The organism is Methylobacterium planeticum (assembly GCF_008806345.1).
GTDB classification, from domain to species: domain Bacteria; phylum Pseudomonadota; class Alphaproteobacteria; order Rhizobiales; family Beijerinckiaceae; genus Methylobacterium; species Methylobacterium planeticum.
The window spans coordinates 48,394-66,754 of the sequence record NZ_VZZJ01000028.1; the positions used below are offsets into that span (position 1 = coordinate 48,394).

Consider the following 18,361-nt stretch of genomic DNA (forward strand, 5'->3'; position numbering starts at 1 on the left):
TGGCGGCTCCGGACCGGAGGCGCTGGCTGAACGGGTTCGAGATCGGCCCGGGACCGGCGCGCGGTGGCGCGGCCCGGGGCGGTGTCCGAGGACAGGGCTCGGATGGGGACGCCGCCCGCGCTCATGCGGCGGCTCCCAGTCTCAGGCCCTCGTGGGCGGCGTCGACGTGGTCGACGGCGACCTCGGCGGCGCCGACGCGGCGGGCCTCGCGCTCGGCGGCGTCGCGCAGGCGCTTGGCCATCGAGATCCGCACCAGCACCGGCTGGCGCTCGACGCGCTCGTTCAGGGCGGCGCGGGCCGCCGCGTCCCAGGCGATCTCCCGGTGCGCGCGGGCGGGGGTCGCCTCCACCGCATCCATGTCGCGGGCGAGCGGCAGGATGTGGAAGAGCATGTCGAAGAGGGCGTTGCAGACCTCCTGCACGAGGTAGGTCGCGCCGGCATAGCCCATGAAGGGCGTGCCGGTGTGGCGCCGGATGATGGCGCCCGGGAAGGAGGCCGGCACGAACACCGCCCGCGCCCCGGCCTCCGCCAGGTACATGCGCTCGTTGAAGGAGCCGAACAGGACCAGCGGCGGCGTCTCGGCGATCGCGGCGCGCACGGTCGCGTTGTCGGGCTTCGCCCCGGGCTTGCGCGCCACCGCGAAGGTGCAGGGCAGGCCCATCTCCTCCTCGAGGAAGTGGCGGACGCCGCGGGCGTAGGTCTCGGTCGCCACGATGCCGAAGCTCGCGGTCCCGAAGAAGTCCTGCGTCACCGAGCGCCAGAGGTCCCAGACCGGCTTGATCGTGGTGTGCTTCTCGCGCTCGATGAAGGGCTCGGGATCGAGGCCGAGGATCGAGCCGAGGCTGCGCAGGAAGGCCGTCGTCGACAGGATCCCGATCGGCGCCTGCAGGTAGGGCCGGTCGAGGGCCTCGCAGAGCAGGCGCCCGAACTCGCGGTAGAGGCAGATATTGGCGTCGGCGTTGACGAGCCTGGGCACGTCCTGGAGATGCGCGCCGAGCGGGAAGGTCAGGTTGACCTCCGCCCCGATGCCCTCGACGAGGCGGCGGATCTCGGCGAGGTCCGAGGGCATGTTGAAGGTGCCGTAGGCCGGGCCGATGATGTTGACGCGGGGGCGCTCGCCCTCCTTGCGGGCGGGCCGGGCCGGGATCCCCTTTCTGGCGAAGCGCCTGGCGCCGTGCTCCTGCCAGAGCCAGTTGATGGCGCGGTCCGCCGCCTGCCACTGGTCCTCGTCGATCGTGCGCGGCAGGAAGCGCTGGATGTTGGTGCCCTCGGGCGTCACGCCGCCGCCGATCATCTCGGCGATCGATCCCGTCACGACGACGCTCGGCATCGCCGGGTCGAGGGTGGCGTGGGCCCGCTTCATGGCGCCCTCGGTGCCGTGGCGGCCGAGTTCCTCCTCGGCGAGGCCGGTGACCACGATGGGCAATTCGTGGGGCGGCAGCGCGTCGGTGTAGTGGAGGACCGAGGTGACCGGCAGGTTCTCGCAGCCCACGGGGCCGTCGATGAGCACCTGCAGGCCCTTGATGGCGGAGAAGACGTAGGCGGCGCCCCAGTAGCCGCCGGCGCGGTCGTGATCGAGGACGAGCATCAGGCCATCTCCCCGATCGGATCGTGGGCGTGGGGCTTCGCCGTCGGAGCCGGGGCCGCGCTCTTGCGGGCCTTCGGCACCTCCTCCCAGATGCCGGCCGCGTGGCCCGCGCCGACGCCGGCGAAGAAGCTCCGCATCGCGTCGAAGCGTCCCGCATTGGCCAGCGCCGCGTTGACGACCTGCGCCAGCGAGCCGGCGCCCGCGACGCCCATGAGGGGGCGGGCGGAGATCAGGTTGGTGAAGTACAGGGCCGGGGTGCCGGCCTCCTTGGCCTTCTGCACCACCGGCGTCGTCCCGATGGCGAGGTCCGGCCGGAACGCGTGGAAGGCCGCGAGGTCGTCCTCGAGGGAGGCCCGGTAGCGGACCATGACGCCGCGGGCCTCGAGCCAGTCGCGGTCGGCCTCGGAATGGGGCGTGCGCGGGCAGGCGGTGCCGACGTAGCGCAGGTCCGCGCCGCTCTCGACGAGGAGGCGCCCGACGAGGAGCTCCGAGCCCTCGTAGCCCGAGAGGGTGATGCGGCCCTGGATCGGGCGGGCGGACAGGGCGCCCCGGATCGCCGGGAGCAGCCGGTTCTGGGCGGCCGCGACGGTCTCGCGCCCGACCCCGCAGGCGGCGCCGATCCGGTCGAGCCAGTCGGCGGTGCCGTCATGGCCGACGGGCGCCGAGCCGACGATCGGCCGGCCGGCGGCCTCGAACTCGCGGATGCTCGCGGTGTAGAACGGGTGGATCGCCGCCACCGCCGCCCCGTCGAGGGCCGCGTAGAGCTCGCGCCATTCCCGGGTCGGCACCACGGGCCCGGCATCGAGGCCGAGGATGTCGAGCATGGCGCCGATCACCACCGGGTCGGCCGGGAACATCTCGCCGAGGAGCGTCACGGCGGGGCGGGCCGCGCGGCCGCCCCGGGGCGCCTGGACCGGGCCCTGCTCGATCTCCGTGCGGGCGACCTTCAGCATGGCGCCGGCGAGCACGTCCTTGGCCTCCGCATGGGTCGGCACCCCGAAGCCCGGCACGTCGATGCCGATGATGCGGACCCCGTCGATCTCCTTCGGCAGCAGCCGGAGCGGCACGCCGGAGGCGGTCGGCACGCAGAGATTGATCACCACGACGGCGTCGTAATCGGCGGGCTTGGCCACCTGGTGCACCGCGTCGCGGATGTCCTCGAACAGCTTGCCGGTGACCAGGGTTTCGGAGTTGAACGGCACGTAGCCGACCGTGCGGCGGGCGCCGTAGAAATGCGACGTGAAGGTCAGCCCGTAGACGCAGCAGGCCGAGCCCGACAGGATCGTGGCGGTGCGCCGCATCCGCAGGCCGACCCGGAGCGAGCCGAAGGCCGGGCACATGCTCTGGGGCTGGTCGTGGGGGCCGGCCGGATAATCCTTGGCGAGCTGGTCGAGGGTCGGGCTCATCCCGGCGGATCGCGCCGCGGCCCGCATCGCGTCCTTGCCGGCGTGGCAGCCATGGCCGTCCTCGCGGGTCGCCGCGAGGCTGACGATCTCGGCGGGCACCTGCGCGGGGCCTTGCGCGCTCTGGAGCGCGGAGGCGGGCTTGTCGCGACGGGCGCGCAGGTCGGCGATGTCGAGGGTGACGGCCATGCGCCTAGACCTCGTCGTAGACGACTTCGAGGGACGGCTTCACCACCGGCGAGGCGCCGCACATGTCCTCGAAGGTGGCGGGCTCCAGCACCACGTCGCGGCCGACGCTCTCGCCCGAGAAGAGGCCGAGCAGGGCGTCCTGGCTCAGGGGCCTCGGATGGTTCGGGATGGCCTCGGCGACGTTCGCCGCGAGATCCGAGAACAGCGAGCCCCAGCGCCCGTCGGGCTTGCCGATGATCTCGTAATTCGCGCTCTTGCGGCGGATGTCCTCGTCGGCCGGGATCGCGGCCAGGACCGGGATGCCCACGGCCTCGGCGAAGGCCTGGGCCTCGCCGGTGCCGTCGTCCTTGTTGATGACGAGGCCGCCGACCCCGACATTGCCGCCGAGCTTGCGGAAATACTCGACCGCCGAGCAGACGTTGTTGGCGACGTAGAGCGATTGCAGGTCGTTCGAGCCGACGACGATGACCTTCTGGCACATGTCGCGGGCGATCGGCAGGCCGAAGCCGCCGCAGACCACGTCGCCGAGGAAGTCGAGCAGGACGTAGTCGAAACCCCATTCGTGGAAGCCGAGCTTCTCGAGGAGTTCGAAGCCGTGGATGATGCCGCGCCCGCCGCAGCCGCGCCCGACCTCCGGCCCGCCGAGTTCCATCGCGTAGACGCCGTCGCGCTTGAAGCAGACGTCGCCGATGGCCACGGCCTCGCCCGCGAGCTTCTTGCGGGTCGAGGTCTCGATGATGGTCGGGCAGGCCCGGCCGCCGAACAGCAGCGAGGTGGTGTCGCTCTTCGGGTCGCAGCCGATCAGCAGCACCTTCTTGCCCTGCTGGGCCATCATGTAGGAGAGGTTCGCCAGGGTGAACGACTTGCCGATGCCGCCCTTGCCGTAGATCGCGATGATCTGCGTCTCCTTGGTGGCCTTGGTCGGCACCGGATCGGGGCCTTCGCTCGCCTCGGCGCGAAGGGCGCTGGTGAGGTGCATGTTCATGGGGCGGCCCTCCAATCGAGGATCATCTTCAGGCATTCGGGGTCGCCGAAGGCCGTGCGATAGGCGGCCTGGGCGTCGGTCGCCGGGCGGCGATGCGTGATCAGGCCGTCGAGGGAGAGCGCACCGCGCTCGATGAGCGCCGTGACGGCGGTCAGGTCGTGGGGCCGGAACTCCGCCGAGACCCGGATGCGTGCCTCGCGCAGGAAGGCCGGCGGGAAGGCGAAGGCGAGGGGCGCCTCGTAGAAGCCCGCGAGCACGATCTCGCCGGAGGGGGCGAGCCGGCCGATCAGGCTGTCGAGCAGGCTCGCATCCCCGCTGACATCGGTGATCGTCGCGTAGTCGCGCCGCTCGTCGGTCTCGGGCGCCACCACCGGGTAGCCGAACCGGCCCCTCGCCCGCAGGGCGTTCGTCTCCCACACGGTCGGCGCCCCGCCGGCCAGCACCGTGAGGCGCGCGAGGAGGCGCCCGAGGACACCGTGGCCGACGATCAGGGAGCGCTCGCCCGGGCTGATTCCCGCGAGCGCATGGTAGGCGGTCGCCGCGAGGGCGATCAGGATCGCGGTCTCGCCGAGGTTCGGATCGACGGGAACGAGGCGCCCACCCGGGACGATCAGGTGGGAGGCGGCGCCCCCGAACAGGCCGCGGACCTCGCCGAAGCAGCGGGCGCCGGGCACGAACACGGTCTCGCCGACCTGGCGCCCGCTCGCCGGGCCGGCCGCGATGACGGTGCCGACCGATTCGTAGCCGGGAACCAGGGGATAGCCCATGCCGGGGAAGCTCGGCATGCGTCCGGACCAGAGCAGGCGCTCGGTGCCGGTGGAGATGCCGCTCCAGGAGATCGCCACCACCGCGTCGGACTCGCCGGCCGGGCTGAGGGGCAGGCGCGAGAGCGCCAGCTGCTCCGGTTGTTCGAGAACGACAGCGAGCGCGTCCATCAGTCGATGCCTTTCCGCCCGTGTTTCCCGGTTCTGCTCTCCGGTGGGTCCGGGGATGCGTCCGTTGATGTCAGCTTAGACGGACATTAACGACCGTCAAGTCTTCTTTACACATGTTCCTGTCAACGCGCGGCGACAATCGCGCGAGCCAGCAGCGGCCGGCGCGTCGGAACCGTGCGGATCCGGCCGAATCCAGCCTCCGCCAGGAGTGCTCGGAGCTCGTCGGGCGTGCGGGCCCGGCCGCTGCCCATCGCGAGGAGGTAGAAGCCGAAATACGCGTCCGCGATCGGCTCGGCGCCGGGCGTGCCCGCCATGGGCTCGGCGATGAGCAGGGTGCCGCCCGGCGCGAGGGCGGCGTGCGCGGCGCGCAGCAACGCGGCGACGCGGGCGTCGTCGTGGTCGTGGACGATGCGCACGAGGGTGATCAGGTCGGCGCCCCGCGGCAGGGCGTCGTCGAGGAAGCTGCCGCCGTGGCAGGCGATGCGCCGGTCGAGACCGAGCCCGGCGAGCCGCGCGCGGGCGCGCTCGGCGACGGGGGGCAGGTCGAACAGCATCAGCCGCAGGCTCGGGCAGCGGCGCGCCGCCGCCTCGGCGAAGACGCCCTCGCCGCCCCCGAGATCCATCAGGCAGGCGTGGCGCGCGAACGGGTAGGCGTCGAGCACGTCCTCGGCGATCAGCGCCTGCGAGGCCGACATCAGCCCGCTGTAGCCGGCGACCGCCTCGGGGCCGACGGCGCCGGGCTCGGCGGCGCCGGCATAGGGCCAGTAGCCCGAGAGGCGGGTCTCGCCGGCCTCCCCGCGCAGGAGCGCGACCGGGTCGCGCAGGTCGTCGTACAGCATGGCGTGATGCTCGATCATCGCCGCGATGGACGGGTTTCCGATCAGCGCCGCGCCGAGATCGGCGAGGGCGAAACGCCCGTCCGGCAGGCGCGTCACCAGCGCGAGCGAGGCCGCCGCCCGCAGCAGGCGCTCGGTCCGCTCGGGCGTCAGGCCGAGGCGGGGGGCGAGCGCCGCGACCGCGAGGGGGCCTTCCTTGAGCACGGGGAACAGGTCGAGGCGGATGCAGGCGAAGAGCACCTGCGCGTAGACGAAGCCGGCGCAGAGATCGAACAGCGCCCGCGTGTTGCGCTGGGCGGTCCGGCGGGTCAGCGGGAAGCCGGCGGCCCAGCGTTGGAAGGCGGGGCTCGCCACCCGGGCGTTCCGGAAGGCGAGCCAGCGCTCGCGCCAGGTCGGCCGCGGGGCCTCGGCGGCCGGGCCCCGCCCGGCCCGGATCAGCGGCATGGCCATCGCTCCGGGCCCGGAGCGGTCCTAGACCAAGGCCTCGTGGGCGAGGCTCGCGGGCAGGAACAGGCGGGTCTGCGCCACGATCTCGGCCCGCAGGGCATCGGCGCCGGGGCAGGCCGGAATCACCTCGACGGCCTCCCGGGCGAGGCGCCTGAGGCGCTCCAGCGCGCCGGTCATGCCGAGGAGCAGGGCCGCGTTCGGGCGGCCGAGGGTGGCGTCGCGCCCGGCCGGCTTGCCGATCTCTTCCTGGCGGCAGGCCACGTCGCGTAGGTCGTCGGCCACCTGATAGGCCTCGCCCAGGCACTCGCCGAGGAGGCGCCACGGCAGCGGCGAGACGCCGGCCGCGGCCGCCCCCGTCACGGTCGCGGCGGCGAACAGCGCCCCGGTCTTGGCCTGCTGGTAGTTCGCGAGCGCCACCTCCGGCTCCGATTCCCAGGCCTGGCCGGCCACGATGCCGGCGGGCGAGCCGACCGCGCGGGCCACGAGGCCCACGAGGGCGGCGAGCCGGTCGGGGGAGCGGGCGGCGCCCCGCGCCAGGGTCTCGAAGGCGAGGACGATCAGCGCGTCGCCGGTCAGCACCGCGACGGGCTCGCCGAAGGCGACGTGCACCGTGGGCTTCTGGCGCCGCATCTCCGCATCGTCGAAGCAGGGCAGGTCGTCATGGACCAGGGAGGCGCAGTGCAGCAGCTCGATCGCGGCGGCGGCGGCGTCCGCGGCGGCCGGGTCGTCATCGCCGCAGGCGGCCGCCACCGCGAGGCAGAGGCGCGGGCGGATCCGGTGGCCGCCGGGAAACACCGCGTAGCGGATCGCCTCGGCGAGGCGGGGCGGCGCGCCGGGCGCCTCGGCGTAAGCGACCGCGATGTCGAGGATCCGCTCGATGCGCCTGCCCGCTTCCATGACGACCTCCCTGGGGTGTCTTTTCCAATTGTCAGTTTGTAGTGTCAGATATAATTGACACTTGTCGGTGTCGAGATCAATGGGCGGTCCGGAGGCGGGCGTGCGGATGGAGCGACGGCAGCGCGTGGTGGTAATCGGCGCCGGCATCGGCGGCCTCGTCGCCGCCCTGCGCCTCGCGGCGGCCGGGCTCGAGGTCACGGTGCTGGAGCGGGCGGCGCGGCCGGGCGGCAAGATGCGCGCGGTCCCGGTCGGCGGCCGGCCGGTCGAGGCCGGCCCCACGGTCTTCACCATGCGGTGGGTGTTCGAGGAGGTCTTCGCCGAGGCCGGGGCGAGCCTCGCCGAGCGGGTGCGCCTGAGCCCGGCCGGCATCCTCGCCCGCCACGCCTGGAGCGCGCACGAGCGCCTGGACCTCTTCGCCGACCCCGACGCCTCGGCGGCCGCGATCGCGCAATTCGCGGGCGCCGCCGAGGCGGAGGGCTACCGCCGCTTCTGCGCCCGGGCCGCGGAGGTCTACCGCACCCTTGAGGGGCCGTTCATCCGGAGCGAGCGCCCCAGCCCCCTCGATCTCGGGCGCCGGGTCGGCCTGTGGGGCCTCGGCGGCCTCTGGCGGATCCGGCCCTTCGCGACCCTGTGGGGGGCCCTCGGCGACGACTTCCGCGATCCGCGGCTGCGCCAGCTCTTCGGGCGCTACGCCACCTATTGCGGCGCCTCGCCCTTCGAGGCGCCCGCCACCCTGATGCTCGTCGCCCATGTCGAGCAGGAGGGGGTCTGGTACGTGGACGGGGGCCTGAGCCGCCTCGCGCAGGCGGTGGCGGATCTCGCCGGCGAGCGGGGTGCGGTGCTGCGCTTCGACACGGAGGCGGGCCGGATCCTGACCGAGGGCGGGCGCGTCACCGGCGTCGAGACCGCCGATGGCGCGCGCATCCCCGCCGACGCCGTGGTGGTCAATGCCGACGTCTCGGCCCTCGCCGCCGGCCTGTTCGGGCCCGAGGCGGCACGGGTGACCGGGCCGGTGCGGGCGGCCGAGCGCTCGCTCTCGGCCGTGACCTTCTGCGTCTCGGCCCGGCCGGAGGGCTTTCCCCTCGTGCGCCACAACGTCTTCTTCTCGGGCGATTACCGGGCGGAGTTCGAGGCGATCCGGCGCGGCGGCCTGCCGCCCGATCCGACCGTCTACCTCTGCGCCCAGGACCGCGACGACGCCGACGCGGCGCCGGGCGGCCCGGAGCGCCTGCTCTGCCTCGTCAACGCCCCCGCCCGGGGCGAGCGCCCCCTCACGTCCCAGGAGATCGACAGATGCGCGACGACGATGCGGGCGCGGCTCGCGGCCTGCGGCCTCGCACTCGCGACGGAGCCGGGTGGCGTGACGACGACGCCCTCGGGGTTCGAGGCCCTGTTTCCGGCGACCGGGGGCGCCCTCTACGGGCGGGCCTCGCACGGCTGGACGGCGACCTTCCGCCGGCCGGGGGCGCGCACGCGCCTGCCGGGCCTGTACCTGGCGGGGGGCAGCGTGCATCCGGGCCCGGGGGTGCCGATGGCGGCGCAGTCGGGCCGGATCGCGGCGGACAGCCTCCTGGCGGATCTCGGCCTGAGCCGCGCTTCGACACGCCCGTGGGCCGGGGCGGCTACGCCTGGTGGTACGTCGATGCCCTGAGCCGGGACGGCAGCCAGGGCCTGACCCTCATCGCCTTCGTGGGCAGCGTGTTCTCCCCCTACTACGCCTGGGACACGGCGCGGGACCCGCTCGACCATTGCGCCCTGAACGTGGTGCTGTACGGGCGCCCGGGGCGCTTCTGCATGACCGAGCGCGGGCGCGCCGCCCTGTCGCGGGATGCGGCGGGCATCCGCATCGGCCCGAGCGCGATGGAATGGGACGGGACCGACCTCGTCGTCCGGATCGACGAGGTCACGGCGCCGATCCCCGGGCGGGTGCGCGGCACCGTGCGCCTGCGCCCGCCCGGCTTCACCCGCGGCCCCTTCACCCTCGACGCGGGGGGCGCCCATCGCTGGTGGCCGATGGCGCCCTCCTGCCCCGTCGAGGTGCAGCTGGACGAGCCCGGCACCCACTGGACGGGCACCGCCTATTTCGACACCAACCACGGCGACGAGGCCCTGGAGGACGCCTTCACGAGCTGGACCTGGTGCCGGGCGGACCTCAGCGACGGCGCCGCCATCCTGTACGACGTGCGCCGCCGGGACGGCTCGGGCCAGAACCTGTCGCTGCGCTTCGACCGGACCGGCGCGCGCCGGGAGATCAGGCCGCCCCTCGCGGCCGCCCTGCCGCCGACGCGGCTCTGGCGCATCCCGCGCTCGACCCGCAGCGACGACGGCACGGCGCGGGTCCTGCGCACCTTCGAGGACACCCCGTTCTACAGCCGCTCGCTCCTCTCCGCGACCCTCGGCGGCGAGGCGGTGCGCCCGGTCCACGAGAGCCTGTCCCTCGATCGCTTCCGCAACCCGCTGGTGCGCCTGATGCTGCCGTTCCGGATGCCGCGCCGAACCCGCTGATCCCTCAGCCGAGGCGCGCCGCGATGTGGTCGGCGACCCGGAGCGCGTTGGCCACGATGGTGAGCGTCGGGTTCACGGCGCCGATCGAGGGAAAGAAGCTCGCATCCGTCACGTAGAGGTTGTCGACCTCGTGGGCCTTGCAGGTGAGGTCGAGGACGGAGGAGGCCGGGTCCGCGCCGAAGCGCAGGGTGCCGGCCTGATGCGCCGTGCCGCTCAGGGGGATGTTCTTGCCGAGGTAGAGCGAGCGCTCGAACAGGTAGGTGTAGGCGCCGCCCGGCCGGAGCAGGTCCGAGAGCTTGGCGCGCAGGCGGTCATGCGCCTCGCGGTTGGTCTCGCGGATGTCCAGGATCGTGCGCCCGTCCCGGTCGATCGTGACCCGGTTGTCGGGATGGGGCAGGTCCTCGCTCTGCAGCCAGAAATCCATCGAGTGGCGCGCCACCATGTCGAAGGGGGCGCTCGGCAGGAAGCCCGTCCATTTCGGGAACTCCTCGCCGCGGATCTGGTCCGGATGCGTCTTGGCGCACATCTGGATCAGGCCCATCGGGAATTCCCAGTCCTTCGACTCGAAGTAGAAGTCCGAGACCGCGAGGGTCTTCTGGAACACCGTGTCGTTGACCTCCTTCGACAGGGCCATCAGCACCGACATGTTGTGGCGCATGTAGTTGCGCCCGACCTGATCCGAGCCGTTGGCGAGCCCGTCCGGATGCGCGGCGCTGGCCGAGCGCAGGAGGAGCAGCGCCGAGGACAGCGCCCCGCAGGCCACCACCACGATGTCGGCGGAGTAGCGCTCCGCCTCCCCGCCGCGGGTGACGTGGACCGCGGTGACGCTGCGCCCCGCCGGGTCGGTCTCGAGCCGCGACACGTAGGCGTTGGTGAGGAGCGTGACGTTGTCGTGGGCCGCGAGCGTCGGGTCGACGGTCATCACCTGCGCGTCGGCCTTGCCGTTGAGCAGGCAGGGGAACCCGTCGAAGGCGTCGCAGCGGATGCAGATGCTCGTGGGCGTCGGCTTGCCGCCGCGCTCGTCGAGGCGGATGCCCAGCGGCAGGTGGAAGGGGTGGAGGCCCGCCTTCCCCCAATCGTCCGAGAGCTTCTGGATCCGCGTCTCGTGGGCGACGCCGGGATAATCGTAGGGGCCGCTGGCCCAGGGCTCGTTCGGGTCCTCGCCCCGGTTGCCGTGGACGGCGAAGAGCTTCTCGGCCTCGAGATAGTAGGGCTCGAACGCGGCGTAGGAGACCGGCCAGGCCGGCGAGATCCCGTCGACGTGGCGCACGGCCTCGAAATCCCGCGCGCGCAGACGCAGCAGCGCGGCCCCGTACACCTTGGAATTGCCGCCGACATAGTAGTGCAGCGCCGGGCTGAAGGCGCGCCCGTCGCCGCCGTACCAGGTTTCCCGGGCCTGGTAGGCCCCGTCGACGAACACCGTCCTGGCGTTCCAGTTGTCCTGGCTGCGCGGCAGGTAATCGCCGCGCTCGAGCAGGAGGATGCGCTTGCCGGTCCGGGCGAGCTTCTGGAACACCGAGCCTCCGCCGGGGCCGCTGCCGACGATGATCACGTCGTAATGATCCTGGGACATGGCCGCCTCCGGGTCTCGCACGCGGGAGCCTCGCGCGATGCGTGCCGCCAACGTGACCGCAATGGCTGCGTTCCGCAGCGCGGCAACGCTCTTTCTTCGCACGTTTCCGCGCTTCGTCCTGCACCGCACGCACGCCCGCGAGCGCCCGCAACCCTGGGGCAGCCGGGAACGTTCACCCGCCGACCCGCCCGGTTTCGGCGGATCCCGGGCCGGGGTGCGGTGACCGGGCCCGCGTCGCGCTCCCCCCGGCATCCGGGCTCTCGACGCGGCCGGTCCCTGCCCTCCGACCCCGAGCCTTTCAGGAGAACCCCGATGGCAGACGACACGGCCGGACCGCCGCCGAGCATGCCCTACTGGCACGTCTACACGGATGCGGACGGCGTCAGCCGGCAGGAGCGCTTCACCCTGACGCGGTTCGAGCTGAAGGGCATCGACCCGCAGACCGCGCCGCAATGGAACGACAGGCAGGCGCCCTCCCGGGCGAGCGTCACCTTCACGGTGCTGCCGGTCGGATGGGTCGGGCAATGGCACGAGAACCCGCGTCCGCAATGGATCGCGATCCTCACCGGGCGCTGGTTCGTCGAGACCATGGACGGGCACCGGGTCGAGATGGGCCCGGGCGAGCTGATGTTCGGCGAGGACCAGAACACGAAGGCCCGCGACGGCCGCGAGGGGCACCTGTCGGGCACCCTCGGGACCGAGCCCTGCACCATGATGGTGACCGGGCTCGAGGTGGAGCCGACCGTCAACCAGCCCGGCCGCTTCAGGTAGGCTGGCCGGCATGGACGGTTTCGAGATCTGCGATTCGCGCTTCAAGGCCTTCGTGCTGCCGAACGCGCCGCTGGAAATGCTCGCCGAGGGCTTCCGCTGGTGCGAGGGTCCGGTCTGGTTCGGGGACCGGGACGAGTTGCTGTTCAGCGACCTGCCGAACAACCGCGTCATGCGCTGGAGCGAGGCCGGCGGCCTCAGCGTCTTCCGGCAGCCGTCGAACTTCGAGAACGGGCACGCCCGCGACCGGCAGGGGCGGCTGCTCTCCTGCTCGCACCGGGGCCGCTGCATCACCCGGACCGAGCTCGACGGCAGCCTCACGGTGCTGGCGGACCGCTACCGTGGCAAGCGCCTCAACTCGCCCAACGACATCGTCTGCAAGTCCGACGGCACGATCTGGTTCACGGACCCGCCCTACGGCATCCAGACGGATTACGAGGGCGGCAAGCAGGAGTCCGAGCTGCCCGCCGCCGTCTACCGGCTCGATCCGCGGGACGGGAGCCTCGCGATCGTGGCCGACGATTTTGAGGGGCCGAACGGCCTCTGCTTCTCGCCCGATGAATCGCTCCTCTACGTCGCCGAGAGCGGCCTGCAATTCGTACCCGACCCGGTCCAGCACATCCGGGTCTTCGGCGTCGGCGCGGACGGCCTGCGGGACGGGCGCATCTTCCACACGGTGACGCCGGGCTTCGCCGACGGCTTCCGCTGCGACGAGGAGGGGCACCTCTGGTCGAGCGCCGCCGACGGGGTGCATTGCATCGACCCCTCGGGTGCGCTCCTGGGAAAGATCCGGGTGCCTTCCACGGTCTCGAACCTGGCCTTCGGCGGGCGCAACCGCAGCCGCTTGTTCCTCTGCGCCTCCCACACCCTCTACGCCATCTACGTCAACCGACGCGGAGCGCGCCTGCTATGAGCGGCATCCGAAGCCTTCACGCCATCAGCCGGACGGTCGCGGACCTCGCCCGGACCGAGGCCTTCTACCGCGACGGCCTCGGCTTCGTGCGGGAGGCCCCGCCGGAACCGCTGCCGGCCCCGCCGCTCCAGGCCATGGGCCTCGGCGAGGCGGGCGGGTGGCGCCTGCGCATGCGGATCGGGGAGCAGGTCGTCGCCTTCCTGAACTTCGATCCGCCGGGGGCGGCCTATCCGGCGGCGCCGGCCGCGACCGACCCGTTCTTCCAGCACATCGCCATCCCGGTCCGCGACATGGAGCGGGCGATGCGGGCCCTCTCGACGCTCCATCCGGTTCCGATCAGCCAGGGCGGCGCTCAGATCCTGCCGGAAACCTCGGGCGGCGTGTCCGCCTTCAAGTTCCGCGACCCCGACGGGCACCCGGTCGAGCTGATCCACTTCCCCGGCGGCGACCCCGCCGCCCGCTGGCGCGACGCCCCCGGCCTGTTCCTCGGCATCGATCACTCGGCCATCACCGTCACCGACCTCGACGCCGCCCTCGCCTTCTACACCGGCACCCTCGGCCTGACGCTCGGCAGCCGCGGCCTCAATCGGGGCCCGGAGCAGGCCCGCCTCGACGGCGTCCCCGACCCGGAGGTCGACGTGATCGGGCTGGCGCCGCCGCTCCCGACCCCGCATGTCGAGCTGCTGCACTACCGCCGGCCCGCCTCCGGCGCCCCGGAGCGGCCCGCCTCCGGCGCCCCCGAGCCGCCGCCCTTCGGACCGCGCGACCGCGCCACGACCCGCTTCGTCTTCGCGGTGGACGACGTTCCGGCCCTCGCGCAGCGGATCCGGGCGGCCGGCTATCCCGCCGAGGCGGCGCCGGACGGGAGCGTCGCCTACGGCTCGGGTCCGGACGGCCACGGCTTCCTGCTCGTCGGGCCGACGGCACCGGGCCGCGCGTGAGGCGTGCGTCGGGCAGCGTCCCTCTTCGCGCCGGAGTGCGGAGGGGGCGAGGCTCCCGGTCCGAGGGGCCGGACGCGGGCGGTTGCGGCGCCGGGGAGGCTTGACGCCCCGGCGGTCGCGCGTCCAATGCCGCGCCCGAAACAGCCTGTCGGGTCCGGGCATCGCTCGGGCTTCGCCGCGCGTGAGGCCGCCCCCGGCGCCGCGGCGCCGTTCCGGACCGACCCGTCGGGCGGGCATGCGGGACGGCCTCCGACAGGCGTCAACACCCGAGGCCCCGGATGCCGCCGCTCCTCGCCCTGCCGTTCCCGGCCATCGACCCCGTCGCGGTCGCGATCGGGCCGATCACGATCAAGTGGTACGCGCTCGCCTACATCGCCGGGCTCGTCGGCGGCTGGTACTACGCCCGCCGCCTCGTCAGGGCCGACAGCCTCTGGGGCGTGGTGCGCCGCCCGAGCCTCGCCGACATCGACGACCTCATCGTCTGGGTGGCGCTCGGGGTCGTCCTCGGCGGCCGCCTCGGCTACGTGCTGTTCTACAATCTGCCGATGTATCTCGACGACCCGATCGAGATCTTCGCCATCCGCAACGGCGGCATGTCGTTCCACGGCGGCTTCCTCGGGGCGATCCTGGCGATGCTGCTCTTCGCCCGGGCGCGCAAGCTCAACGGCTACACGCTCCTCGACATCGCCGCCGTGGTGGTGCCGATCGGCCTGTTCTTCGGCCGCATCGCCAATTTCGTGAACGGCGAACTCTGGGGGCGCATCGCGCCGGACTTCCCCTACGCCGTCGTGTTCCCGAGCGGCGGCCCCCTGCCCCGGCACCCGAGCCAGCTCTACGAGGCCGTCACCGAGGGGCTGATCCTGTTCGTCGCGATGGCGCTCGCGGCCCGGCGCTTCGGCTTCCGCAAGCCGGGGCTCCTCGGGGGGATCTTCGTCCTCGGCTACGCCCTCGCCCGGACCTTCTGCGAGTTCTTCCGCGAGCCGGACCGTCAGCTCGGCTACCTGTTCGGCAGCGAGCTCGGCCCCCTCGGCGGCGGCGTCACCATGGGGATGCTGCTCTGCCTGCCGATGGCCCTCGTCGGGCTCACCTACATCGTGCTCGCGGCGCGCGGACACACCCGCCCGCGCCGGCCGGTGGAGGAGCCGGCCGAGGCCGCGGTGAAGGCGTGAGCGCGACGCCCCTCGCCGGCGAGATCGCGGCGCTGATCCGCGAGACCGGTCCGATCGGGATCGACCGCTACATGGCCCTGTGCCTCGGCCACCCGGTGCACGGCTACTACCGCACCCGCGATCCCCTCGGCGCCGGCGGCGATTTCACCACCGCCCCCGAGATCAGCCAGATGTTCGGCGAGCTGATCGGGCTCTGGGCCGCCTCCGTCGGGGCGGAGATGGGAGGGGGCGGGGGCATGCTCCTCGTCGAGCTCGGGCCCGGGCGCGGCACCCTGATGTCCGACGCGCTCCGGGCCGTGCGGGCCGCCGCGCCGGGCTTCCGGCCCGCGCTCCACCTCGTCGAGACGAGCCCGGTCCTGCGGGCGGCGCAGGCGGCGGCCCTCGCCGGCGCCGTGCCGGATTTCGGGGCTCCGGCCTGGCACGACGCGCTCGACGCGCTGCCGGACGGGCCCGCGATCATCCTCGCCAACGAGTTCCTCGACGCGCTGCCGGTGCGCCAGTTCCAGCGCACCCCCCGGGGCTGGTGCGAGCGGGTGGTGGGCCTCGCCCCGGACGCCCGCCTCGCCTTCGGGCTCGCGCCCGAGCCCGAGCGCGGGCTTGCGGCCGAGGGCCCGGAGGGCGTGGTGATGACGCTGCCGGGGCCCGCCCTCGATCTCGTCCGCCGCCTCGCCCGGCGCCTGCGCGACCAGGGCGGCGCCCTCCTGGCGATCGATTACGGCCATGTCCGGCCGGGCTTCGGCGATACCCTGCAGGCCGTTGCCGGGCACCGCTTCGTCGATCCGCTCGCGGCGCCCGGAGAGGCGGACCTCACGGCGCACGTGGATTTCGCGGCCCTCGCCCGCGCGGCGGCGGCGGAGGGCGCGGGCGTCCACGGCCCCGTCGACCAGCGCGACTTCCTGACCGGTCTCGGGCTCCTCGCCCGGGCCGAGCGGCTGAAGCAGCGCGCGAGCCCGGCGCAAGCGCTGGCGATCGAGGCCGCGGTGGCGCGCCTGACCGGTCCGGGCCGGCGCGGCATGGGACGCCTGTTCAAGGCGATGGCGGTGAGCGGGCCGGGCCTTCCGCGCCTGCCGGGCTTCTGACGCTCCCGCCGACGCGACAGGGCCCGGCCCGCCGGGTTCCGGCGGCCGAGCCCGGCCGGGGATTCGCGCGGGGCCGGGGTCAGCCCTCGAAGCTGCCGAACCCCTCGGAGGTCTTGGCCGGCATGCGCGGGGCCTGCGGCTCCTGCGGCAGGAGGCCCGGACGGGCATGCGCGCCCTCGCGATCGAGAGGGGTGTCGCCCTCGAAGCTGCCGCGCCCGGAGCGGTGGCCGGTCTCCGGTACCGAAGGCCAGATAGGGCGGTCGGGCTGAATGTTCTGAGCCATCGTCCTTCCTCGACTGGTGTGGCACGGGGCCAGGGTCAGGCGGGATTCCAAATGCGCATCCCGGGCCCGGGTTCCGGGAGGGAGTGTAGTCCTGCCGAAGCGCCCGGACCACTGGCATCGCGGCGTCCTTCACATCCGGTTTCGAGGTCCGGTTCGTCCCGGGACCCCCTCGGCTCCGCGCGGCTCCGCGACGGCCCCCATCGTCTCGGCGGCCTGGCTGGGCTATTGCGTCCCCCGCGCCCCGAACCCGAACCCCGAGACCGCCATGTTCCTCGAAGCGCCCGAGCTCAGCTCCCATTCCTATGTCCGCCACGCCTTCTTCACCCGGCAGGGCGGCGTCTCGGAGGGCGTCTACGCGGCGCTGAACGGCGGCCTCGGCTCGGACGACGAGCCCGCCCGCGTGGCCGAGAACCGGGCGCGCATGTGCGCGCAGCTCGGCCTGGAGTCCGCGCGCCTCGTCAGCCTGTATCAGGTGCATTCCGCCTCGGTCGTCACCGTCGAGGCGCCGTTCGGGCTTCCCGATCGCCCGAAGGCCGACGCCATGGTGACGCGGGTGCCCGGCCTGGCCCTCGGCATCGCCACCGCCGATTGCGGCCCGATCCTGTTCGCCGATCCGGAGAACCGCGTCGTCGGCGCTGCGCACGCGGGCTGGAAGGGCGCGCTCGGCGGCGTGATCGAGGCCACGGTCTCGGCGATGGAGGGGCTCGGGGCCGAGCGCGGCCGCATCGTCGCGGTGCTGGGCCCCACGATCGCGCAGGATTCCTACGAGGTCGGGGCGGACCTGTCGGACCGGTTCCGGGCGCAGGCCCCCGGGAGCGAGCGCTTCTTCGCCGAGGGCCGGCGGCCGGGCCACGCCCAGTTCGACCTGCCGGGCTTCATCCTGGCGCGGCTGGAGGAGGCCGGGATCGGCGAGGCGGCCTCGGTCAACCTCTGCACCTACGCCGATCCGGAACGCTTCTACAGCTACCGCCGCACCACGCATCGGGGCGAGGCCGATTACGGCCGGCTGATTTCCGCCATCGCCCTCACCCCCTGACCCGCCACAATTGGCGCCAGGGGGGTGCGACATTTTGTCAATGCAACCTTGGCCGAAAAAGCGTGGCCGTAAATGAACCTTGGCCATTCGACCGCGTTCTGATTGCAAGGTGCCGGGGAACAATGAGGCGCACACCGCCACAAAGGGGCCGCCTTCACGGCGGTCGGCGTGGTCGCCCAGCAACAGCATCCCCAGTGCCGCTGACATAAGACGGGGAACCCGTACCGGACGCAATCCACAAAGGAGCGCCGGTGCTCACGGACAAAGGACCAGACCATGAAATCCATTCTTCGGGGCGCCACCGCCCTCGCCGGCATCGCCCTCGCCGGTTCCGCCTTCGCCGCCGACCTGCCGCGCCGCGCGGCGCCCCCGCCGGTCTTCGCCCCGATCCCGGTCTTCACCTGGACGGGCTTCTACGCCGGTTTCAACGCCGGCTACGGCTTCGGCACCCAGGATGACCGCGCCCCGACCGTGATCGGCGTCCCCGCCGGCGCGACCGCCGGCTCCAGCCTCTTCGTCACCGGCGCCGGCGCGCCGACGACCGGCACCGTGGCCTTCTCGAACCGCAACAACAACGACGGCTTCGTCGGCGGTGGTCAGATCGGCTACAACTACCAGTTCACCCCGGGCTCGGGCGTCGTCATCGGCGTCGAGGCCGACGCCCAGTACGTCGATTTCGGCCGCAACCGCAATCGCTTCGCCTTCGCCACCGTGCCGGGCGGCGGCGTGAACCCCGGCTCGCTGGTGTTCAACCCGAACGGCATCTCGGGCCTCGACTACTTCGGCACCGTGCGCGGCCGCCTCGGCTACGCCT

At 73.2% G+C, this 18,361-nt stretch carries 17 protein-coding genes and 1 pseudogene; 10 read left to right on the top strand and 8 right to left on the bottom strand.

All coding sequences use genetic code 11. The features are described from left to right. Positions 1 to 121: 121 nt before the first annotated feature. The 6 genes from bchZ to F6X51_RS22850 form a co-directional block, all read right to left on the bottom strand. The gene (gene bchZ, locus F6X51_RS22825) at positions 122 to 1,588 is read right to left on the bottom strand and encodes a chlorophyllide a reductase subunit Z (protein ID WP_150965976.1); all 1,467 of its coding nucleotides are present in this window, start codon (positions 1,586 to 1,588) and stop codon (positions 122 to 124) included. Continuing rightward, positions 1,588 to 3,180: a chlorophyllide a reductase subunit Y gene (gene bchY / locus F6X51_RS22830; protein ID WP_150965977.1), complete on the bottom strand. Its 1,593-nt coding sequence runs from the start codon at positions 3,178 to 3,180 to the stop codon at positions 1,588 to 1,590. Before bchY ends, bchZ begins: the two co-directional genes overlap by 1 nt. 4 nt (positions 3,181 to 3,184) lie before the next feature. Further along, entirely contained in the window at positions 3,185 to 4,165 is a 981-nt protein-coding gene (locus tag F6X51_RS22835) for a chlorophyllide a reductase iron protein subunit X (RefSeq protein ID WP_150965978.1), read from the bottom strand. Further along, entirely contained in the window at positions 4,162 to 5,100 is a 939-nt protein-coding gene (bchC, locus tag F6X51_RS22840; protein WP_150965979.1) for a chlorophyll synthesis pathway protein BchC, read from the bottom strand. Before bchC ends, F6X51_RS22835 begins: the two co-directional genes overlap by 4 nt. Before the next feature lie 122 nt (positions 5,101 to 5,222). Beyond that, positions 5,223 to 6,380: a methyltransferase gene (locus F6X51_RS22845; RefSeq protein WP_150965980.1), complete on the bottom strand. Its 1,158-nt coding sequence runs from the start codon at positions 6,378 to 6,380 to the stop codon at positions 5,223 to 5,225. Between the two features lie 27 nt (positions 6,381 to 6,407). After that, on the bottom strand, positions 6,408 to 7,280 hold the full coding sequence (locus tag F6X51_RS22850; protein ID WP_150965981.1) for a polyprenyl synthetase family protein: 873 nt from the start codon (positions 7,278 to 7,280) through the stop codon (positions 6,408 to 6,410). Positions 7,281 to 7,386: 106 nt separating this feature from the next. On the opposite strand from F6X51_RS22850, the gene crtD reads away from it, so the two are divergent. Both crtD and F6X51_RS22860 read left to right on the top strand, forming a co-directional pair. Then, positions 7,387 to 8,931, top strand: a complete 1,545-nt coding sequence (crtD, locus tag F6X51_RS22855; RefSeq protein WP_246696964.1) for a 1-hydroxycarotenoid 3,4-desaturase CrtD — start codon at positions 7,387 to 7,389, stop codon at positions 8,929 to 8,931. Continuing rightward, positions 8,928 to 9,785 (top strand): carotenoid 1,2-hydratase, encoded by an 858-nt coding sequence (locus F6X51_RS22860; RefSeq protein ID WP_150965997.1) that lies wholly within the window; start codon positions 8,928 to 8,930, stop codon positions 9,783 to 9,785. Before crtD ends, F6X51_RS22860 begins: the two co-directional genes overlap by 4 nt. A 4-nt stretch (positions 9,786 to 9,789) precedes the next feature. Here F6X51_RS22860 and F6X51_RS22865 read toward each other — a convergent pair whose 3' ends face one another. Beyond that, on the bottom strand, positions 9,790 to 11,358 hold the full coding sequence (locus tag F6X51_RS22865) for a GMC oxidoreductase (RefSeq protein WP_150965982.1): 1,569 nt from the start codon (positions 11,356 to 11,358) through the stop codon (positions 9,790 to 9,792). Between the two features lie 37 nt (positions 11,359 to 11,395). Between F6X51_RS22865 and F6X51_RS22870 the strand changes: the two genes are divergently transcribed. The 6 genes from F6X51_RS22870 to F6X51_RS22895 all read left to right on the top strand — a co-directional run bounded on the left by F6X51_RS22870 (position 11,396) and on the right by F6X51_RS22895 (position 16,228). Then, positions 11,396 to 11,581, top strand: a complete 186-nt coding sequence (locus F6X51_RS22870; protein WP_150965983.1) for a hypothetical protein — start codon at positions 11,396 to 11,398, stop codon at positions 11,579 to 11,581. 89 nt (positions 11,582 to 11,670) lie between these two features. Further along, a complete protein-coding gene (locus tag F6X51_RS22875; protein ID WP_150965984.1) occupies positions 11,671 to 12,129 on the top strand; it encodes a cupin domain-containing protein in 459 nt (152 codons plus the stop codon). Positions 12,130 to 12,139: 10 nt separating this feature from the next. Beyond that, on the top strand, positions 12,140 to 13,039 hold the full coding sequence (locus F6X51_RS22880; RefSeq protein ID WP_150965985.1) for an SMP-30/gluconolactonase/LRE family protein: 900 nt from the start codon (positions 12,140 to 12,142) through the stop codon (positions 13,037 to 13,039). Continuing rightward, a complete protein-coding gene (locus F6X51_RS22885) occupies positions 13,036 to 13,980 on the top strand; it encodes a VOC family protein (protein ID WP_150965986.1) in 945 nt (314 codons plus the stop codon). Before F6X51_RS22880 ends, F6X51_RS22885 begins: the two co-directional genes overlap by 4 nt. Before the next feature lie 278 nt (positions 13,981 to 14,258). After that, complete coding sequence (gene lgt, locus F6X51_RS22890) at positions 14,259 to 15,149, top strand: prolipoprotein diacylglyceryl transferase (protein WP_150965987.1); 891 nt, start codon at positions 14,259 to 14,261, stop codon at positions 15,147 to 15,149. Continuing rightward, positions 15,146 to 16,228: a class I SAM-dependent methyltransferase gene (locus F6X51_RS22895; protein ID WP_246696965.1), complete on the top strand. Its 1,083-nt coding sequence runs from the start codon at positions 15,146 to 15,148 to the stop codon at positions 16,226 to 16,228. Before lgt ends, F6X51_RS22895 begins: the two co-directional genes overlap by 4 nt. 79 nt (positions 16,229 to 16,307) lie before the next feature. Here F6X51_RS22895 and F6X51_RS22900 read toward each other — a convergent pair whose 3' ends face one another. Continuing rightward, positions 16,308 to 16,511 carry a hypothetical protein gene (locus F6X51_RS22900; protein WP_150965988.1) on the bottom strand — a complete coding sequence of 68 codons (204 nt, stop codon included), beginning with the start codon at positions 16,509 to 16,511 and terminating at the stop codon, positions 16,308 to 16,310. Positions 16,512 to 16,776: 265 nt separating this feature from the next. On the opposite strand from F6X51_RS22900, the gene pgeF reads away from it, so the two are divergent. Together pgeF and F6X51_RS22910 are read left to right on the top strand one after the other, a co-directional pair. Next, positions 16,777 to 17,547, top strand: a complete 771-nt coding sequence (pgeF, locus tag F6X51_RS22905) for a peptidoglycan editing factor PgeF (protein WP_150965989.1) — start codon at positions 16,777 to 16,779, stop codon at positions 17,545 to 17,547. A 276-nt stretch (positions 17,548 to 17,823) separates the two neighbouring features. Continuing rightward, positions 17,824 to 18,361 (top strand): annotated as a pseudogene (locus F6X51_RS22910) (porin family protein); the annotation flags it as partial.